Raw genomic sequence first — 6,106 nt, forward strand, 5'->3', positions numbered from 1 at the left:
TAGTTCTCCGAATGAAAGCCTGTCCTCAGCATAGTACCGGGAAGGAGGGAGTGACCATCTCATTAAATAAAGCACGCTAAGCCGTAAGTAAGCGTGCTCCTGTGAAAGCCACAGCTAAAACTGCGTAGTACACATAGAGGTATTTTTTTCTAGATTTATATCGAATTTCGTTATCGAATTTCGCTTATTATTGATCAACTCGTTGCAGATCATGAAGGCGAAAGTATGACGAATAACCCTACCGATGACAGCAGACCATGGTCGGTCTTTCTTATTTTTCTGCGGCTTGGATTGACATCTTTTGGCGGCCCCATTGCGCACTTGGGCTACTTCCGCGCCGAATTTGTCACACGGCGGCGCTGGCTCTCCGAACGGAGCTATGCTGACTTGGTCGCGCTTTGTCAGTTCTTGCCAGGGCCTGCAAGCAGCCAGGTCGGCATAGCGGTAGGACTGTCTCGGGCTGGATACAGCGGGGCGCTGGCTGCTTGGGCTGGCTTCACGCTGCCGTCTGCCATAGCCTTGATCCTTTTTGCGCTCGGCATCTCCAGCTATGGCGATTACGTCTCGCAGGGCGCGTTGCATGGCTTAAAAGTGGTGGCTGTGGCCGTGGTCGCTCAAGCAGTATGGGGCATGGCGCGTAACCTATGCACGGATGGGCTGCGAGTCACCATCATGGCAATTGCTACCTGCGTCGTTTTACTTGTGCCGTCCGCGTGGGGACAGGTTGGCGTGATTGCTATCGCAGGCATCGCAGGCCGGTTATTGTTCAAGCCAGCGAAAGTTGTTGAGCATGACCCCCTACCTATCACGGTCAGTCACCGGGCCGGCGTGCTTTGGCTCTCGCTGTTCTTTGTCTTGCTGATTGGCCTGCCGGTGTTGGCCGAACTGATGCCAAGTCAAACCATGGCAATGGTGGATTCCTTCTATCGTGTCGGATCACTGGTGTTCGGCGGTGGTCACGTTGTGCTGCCATTACTGCAAGCCGAAGTGGTGCCCTCCGGCTGGGTCAACAATGAATCCTTTCTCGCGGGGTACGGGGCAGCTCAAGCGGTGCCCGGCCCTTTGTTCACGTTCGCCGCGTTTCTTGGTGCCTCGATGAACACCGCCCCGTCGGGCTGGATCGGCGGCATTGTGTGTCTGCTGGCTATCTTCGCGCCCTCGTTCTTGCTGGTCGTCGGATCAATGCCATTTTGGGAGCGTTTGCGCCGCAATACAGGCATCCAAGCTGCGCTGGCCGGGATCAATGCCGCTGTAGTCGGCTTGCTGCTGGCCGCGCTGTATCAGCCTGTATGGACTAGCGCCATCTTTCAGCCGCAAGACTTCGGCTTGGCATTAGTTGCCCTTGTCGCACTTATGTTCTGGAAGCTCCCGCCGTGGCTGGTTGTCCTCGGTAGCGGTGCAGCTGGGTGGCTGTTGAGCGTCGCTCTGTGAGGCACAAAAAATGACTGACAAAGACCTCTACGGCGGTTTGATCCGCCTGCACATCCTTCACCATGCAGCCGAGGAACCTGTCTTTGGGCTGGGGATCATCGAAGAGCTACGCCGACACGGCTACGAGATGAGCGCTGGCACCGTGTACCCGATGCTGCACGGCCTGGAAAAAAAAGGCTATCTGACCTCACGCCACGAACGCACCGGGCGACGTGAACGGCGTGTTTATGACATCACTGAACAAGGCAGAACTGCACTTGCTGATGCGAAAACAAAGGTCAAGGAGCTGTTCGGAGAGTTGGTAGAAGGTGGTTGAGTTTTTGCTTCTATGTCAGGTTGAGCTATACCCTAACTGGATTGTCATTTTCAGAAGACGACTGCACCAGTTGATTGGGCGTAATGGCTGTTGTGCAGCCAGCTCCTGACAGTTCAATATCAGAAGTGATCTGCACCAATCTCGACTATGCTCAATACTCGTGTGGGCTCTGTTGCAAAAATCGTGAAGCTTGAGCATGCTTGGCGGAGATTGGACGGACGGAACGATGACGGATTTCAAGTGGCGCCATTTCCAGGGTGATGTGATCCTGTGGGCGGTGCGCTGGTATTGTCGCTATCCGATCAGCTATCGCGACCTTGAGGAAATGCTGGCGGAACGCGGCATTTCGGTCGACCATACGACGATCTATCGCTGGGTCCAGTGCTACGCCCCGGAGATGGAGAAGCGGCTGCGCTGGTTCTGGCGGCGTGGCTTTGATCCGAGCTGGCGCCTGGATGAAACCTACGTCAAGGTGCGGGGCAAGTGGACCTACCTGTACCGGGCAGTCGACAAGCGGGGCGACACGATCGATTTCTACCTGTCGCCGACCCGCAGCGCCAAGGCAGCGAAGCGGTTCCTGGGCAAGGCCCTGCGAGGCCTGAAGCACTGGGAAAAGCCTGCCACGCTCAATACCGACAAAGCGCCGAGCTATGGTGCAGCGATCACCGAATTGAAGCGCGAAGGAAAGCTGGACCGGGAGACGGCCCACCGGCAGGTGAAGTATCTCAATAACGTGATCGAGGCCGATCACGGAAAGCTCAAGATACTGATCAAGCCGGTGCGCGGTTTCAAATCGATCCCCACGGCCTATGCCACGATCAAGGGATTCGAAGTCATGCGAGCCCTGCGCAAAGGACAGGCTCGCCCCTGGTGCCTGCAGCCCGGCATCAGGGGCGAGGTGCGCCTTGTGGAGAGAGCTTTTGGCATTGGGCCCTCGGCGCTGACGGAGGCCATGGGCATGCTCAACCACCATTTCGCAGCAGCCGCCTGATCGGCGCAGAGCGACAGCCTACCTCTGACTGCCGCCAATCTTTGCAACAGAGCCCGCCGTGCTAGTCTGCTCGGTGATGGTGGAGTGAAGCCAACCCGCAATCGGGTTATGAATCTGCATCGCGATTCGCAATCAGCTGTCTCTTGAGCATGTCGAACTCCTGCGATGTTATCTCGCCGTGCTCGTGCTGCTACACCAACTTGTCCAACTCATCCGCCACACCGCTCCCCACCACCTGCGATGGCCAGGTTGTTTGCTGGGCGCATTGGCGGAGTATCGTCTCGACCCGGGACACCCACACCGGCACAACCTTACGGGAGTGATTCACTGTCAAAGAATCGGCCCGGTGCTCTGACGCAAGTATCGGGATGGTCACCATTTGTAAGCCGTAGACCTGAGTGGTGATCAAGACTTCGATACCACCGACCGTACCGGTACTAATCGACGACGGTCGTGTTCGTCGCCTGCCGCAGGGACTCTGCACACCTCCGTTTACGCATGTGCCTGGAGGAGTTGGAAATCGTCGTGTTCGGGAAACATTAAACACAGGATGGCAGCGATCTGAGCCAGCACATGATCAGCTAGCTCACCATCCGGATCGACGGCCCACTGCATCGTCGCGCCAGCGATGACCGAGTGCAGGAGCAACTCAGCTGCCGCAGGAGCACCTGGGGGCAGTCGCTTGCGGATCCCCTCCACCACCGCGCGGTTCCGCTGGATCGCAAGCGTGCGTAGCTCCGGCACCTGGAGCTCGTACCAGGAGATGAGATAGTTCACCGAGAAGTCGTTGCGAGTGTTCATGCTCCGAACGAGCACCTGCAAAAATTCCCAGAGCCCTTGCGGCCCTGCGCCTATCGGTATCGCATTCAGGTAATGCCGCACCTGCTCGACGCCGCGCTCCATCATCCTCACCAGCAGCGTATCGCGGTTGGTGAAGCGCTGGATTAACGCTGCGCGGGAGAGCCCCACCTCCTTTGCTACTCCGCTGAGCGTGAACTCTATGGGACCGCAACGCTTCAGCACTACGGTGGCGGCCTCGAGTACCTCGTCATCGGACTTGAGCTTGGGGCGGGGCATCAGTGTTCACCTTCTGTATGGGTTGGGGCGGAGGCTGTGGCTGCCGCCGCCATTGTAGCAAATTGAAGACGGAGCGAGAGTAGAGCCACGAGCCCCGCAAACACGGCCGATACAACGAGGCCAGGGAGCGGACCAGCAAGGTCGACAAACGCGCCGGCCGCAAGCATAACCATGGGCGAGGCTGACAGCATCACCGCCGAGACCGTGCCGAGTACCCGGCCGAGAAGTTCTGGCGGCGTGCGGTTGTAGATGGCAGCGTTGAGAATGGGAGAGACTGAGCCGGTCAGCAGTCCCACGAGCGCGCCCAACAACATCAGCACCGGCACGCCTGGCAACTGTGAAAGCAGAAGCGAGCCCACCGCAGAGCCACAAAATGCCACCGCCAGCCAGTTCTGCGCTGATATCCGGGCGCCGACCGACGCATGAATGGCAATGCCAAGGAGACCACCAGCCCCCATCATTGAGGAGAACAGCCCGAGCTCTGCTACTTGGCGTCCTGCATCTACAAACAGCGCAGGCATGATGACGCTGCCGTTGGCGCCAACGATGCCCACGAAGATCATCACTATACCAAAGAGAGGGCGCAGCAGGGGTTCGCTCCAGAGAAAAGCGACGCCGGCGCGCATGGAGAGAGTCGCCGTCGTGGTCATCGTCCGAGCGGCACGCGCGGGAAGCACCCACGCGCCGAGCAGACCTGCAAGGACGGAGCAGAACGCCGTCAGCCCGAGCGTTGGCGCAGCGCCAAGCAGGCCGATTGCGGCCCCCCCAAGGGCCGGGCCACCTAGAATCGCGACGTTCCCGATCACCGCTTTCAGTGACGAGACGCGCTCAACGGAGAGCCCGGCGACGTGGCCGAGTTTGGGCAGCTCACTGTCCTGCGCGGCCATACCGGGTGCGTCGAACGCGGCACCGAGCACCACGCAAGCGATCAGCCCAGTGTTCGAGAGGGCGCCAACGGCATCGAGCAGTGGGATGCTCGCCATGGCCACGCCGCCCACCACACCCGAGATCAATGCGACGGGCGCGCGCCCGAACCGATCGACGAGGCCACCACCAACCCACGCGCCGATGATGGTCGCGATGACGCTGCTAGCGGCCGTGGCGCCCGCCCAGGCCGCGCTCTTTGTATGAGACAGGACGAACCATGGAAGCGCGAGGGCCGCCACCGCGTTGCCGATCCGGAAGAGAAAGGTCGCCGCGAACAGCGTCGCGAGCGGGCTATATCGACGTTCGCTCATTCCGCTGCGGCGAGCTGCGCCTTCGCCGCAGCGAGGTACTCTTCGTTACCCGAGTCGAGGGCGAAGAGTGCGTAGGTGACCGCCCCGAACGCAAGGCGCTCCGCGATGTGGTGGGCGAGCCGCGGCCACACCCGGCCACCGGCCGCTTCATACGTGAGGAGGAGCTTCGCGAGCCCCTCTTCACCAAAGACCATAAGGTGCGCGGCCATGTCGATGGCAGGGTCATCAACGCGGGCCTCGCTCCAGTCGATCATCCCGCTGACGCGCTCCGTGTTGTCGATGAGCACATGGCCCACGTAGAGATCGCCATGCACCACCACGGAGAAATCTGGCCACGACGAATCGTCGTCGAGCCAGCGCTGCCACCGGTGGAGGCGCTTGTCGTTCACCACGAACTCGCGTCGGACGCGGTCAACGTCGTCGGCCACCTTCTGACGGGCCTGCGTCGGTGTACGGATGAGCATCCCCGCATCCACGGCGGCGGAAATGGGGACGGCATGCAGGGCGGCGAGCGCGGTCGCGAAGCTCTCCGCGAAGACCTCCGAGTCCTGCGGCACGACCCAGTCGGGCGTGGACGAACCAGGCTGGATGACCATCGCAGTCGAGTCTTCGAGCATGGGATAGGCAACGAGCTCGGCGTTGGCCACGCGCCAGTCCGGCACCGCGAACGGCAGGCGATTCTTGAGCATTGCCAGCACCCGCGCCTCTGGTTCGACCTTCGCGCTTACCTCGGCTCGGCGCGGGATGCGCAGCACCCACCGACGTCCATCGTCGACGGTGGCGATCACGATCCTATAGTCGAGCCCAAGCTCATTGACAGTCAGCGGGCCATGGAGCTTGAGCCCATGTCGGGCTGCAAGTGCGTACAGTTGGGAGGTATCGGCGGTCGTGACTACGGTCATGATTCACTCCTGAGGGCTTGACGGGTTTAGCCACCTAAATGTAACAGTCACGTCGGTTATATTCAATCCGGCACTGTTGCAAAGTTAGCGATGAGGCAGCCTTTTGTCTTATTCAAAGGCCTTACATTTCAAAAACTCTGCTTACCAGGCG

Annotated in this window: 6 protein-coding genes; 3 read left to right on the plus strand and 3 right to left on the minus strand. The window is 60.0% G+C overall.

The window, feature by feature from the left end; all coding sequences use genetic code 11:
• The first annotated feature begins 225 nt into the window (after nucleotides 1–225).
• The 3 genes from chrA (at nucleotide 226) to ACOTYB_RS24400 (ending at nucleotide 2,738) form a co-directional block, all read left to right on the plus strand.
• A complete protein-coding gene (gene chrA, locus ACOTYB_RS24390; protein WP_000184001.1) occupies nucleotides 226–1,431 on the plus strand; it encodes a chromate efflux transporter in 1,206 nt (401 codons plus the stop codon).
• Nucleotides 1,432–1,441: 10 nt separating this feature from the next.
• Complete coding sequence (locus tag ACOTYB_RS24395; RefSeq protein WP_000130000.1) at nucleotides 1,442–1,747, plus strand: PadR family transcriptional regulator; 306 nt, start codon at nucleotides 1,442–1,444, stop codon at nucleotides 1,745–1,747.
• A 226-nt stretch (nucleotides 1,748–1,973) separates the two neighbouring features.
• On the plus strand, nucleotides 1,974–2,738 hold the full coding sequence (locus ACOTYB_RS24400; RefSeq protein ID WP_001389365.1) for an IS6-like element IS6100 family transposase: 765 nt from the start codon (nucleotides 1,974–1,976) through the stop codon (nucleotides 2,736–2,738).
• Between the two features lie 492 nt (nucleotides 2,739–3,230).
• Here ACOTYB_RS24400 and mphR(A) read toward each other — a convergent pair whose 3' ends face one another.
• The 3 genes from mphR(A) to ACOTYB_RS24415 are packed head-to-tail and all read right to left on the minus strand — an operon-like array spanning nucleotide 3,231 to nucleotide 5,955.
• Complete coding sequence (mphR(A), locus tag ACOTYB_RS24405; protein WP_001137892.1) at nucleotides 3,231–3,815, minus strand: macrolide-binding transcriptional repressor MphR(A); 585 nt, start codon at nucleotides 3,813–3,815, stop codon at nucleotides 3,231–3,233.
• Nucleotides 3,815–5,053: a macrolide resistance MFS transporter Mrx(A) gene (gene mrx(A) / locus ACOTYB_RS24410; RefSeq protein WP_000004159.1), complete on the minus strand. Its 1,239-nt coding sequence runs from the start codon at nucleotides 5,051–5,053 to the stop codon at nucleotides 3,815–3,817. The genes mphR(A) and mrx(A) overlap by 1 nt, the downstream gene beginning before the upstream one ends.
• Nucleotides 5,050–5,955, minus strand: a complete 906-nt coding sequence (locus tag ACOTYB_RS24415; RefSeq protein ID WP_000219391.1) for an Mph(A) family macrolide 2'-phosphotransferase — start codon at nucleotides 5,953–5,955, stop codon at nucleotides 5,050–5,052. The genes mrx(A) and ACOTYB_RS24415 overlap by 4 nt, the downstream gene beginning before the upstream one ends.
• Nucleotides 5,956–6,106: the final 151 nt, after the last annotated feature.

Source organism: Enterobacter cloacae complex sp. IR5450 (genome assembly GCF_049238665.1).
Lineage (GTDB): Bacteria > Pseudomonadota > Gammaproteobacteria > Enterobacterales > Enterobacteriaceae > Enterobacter > Enterobacter hormaechei_C.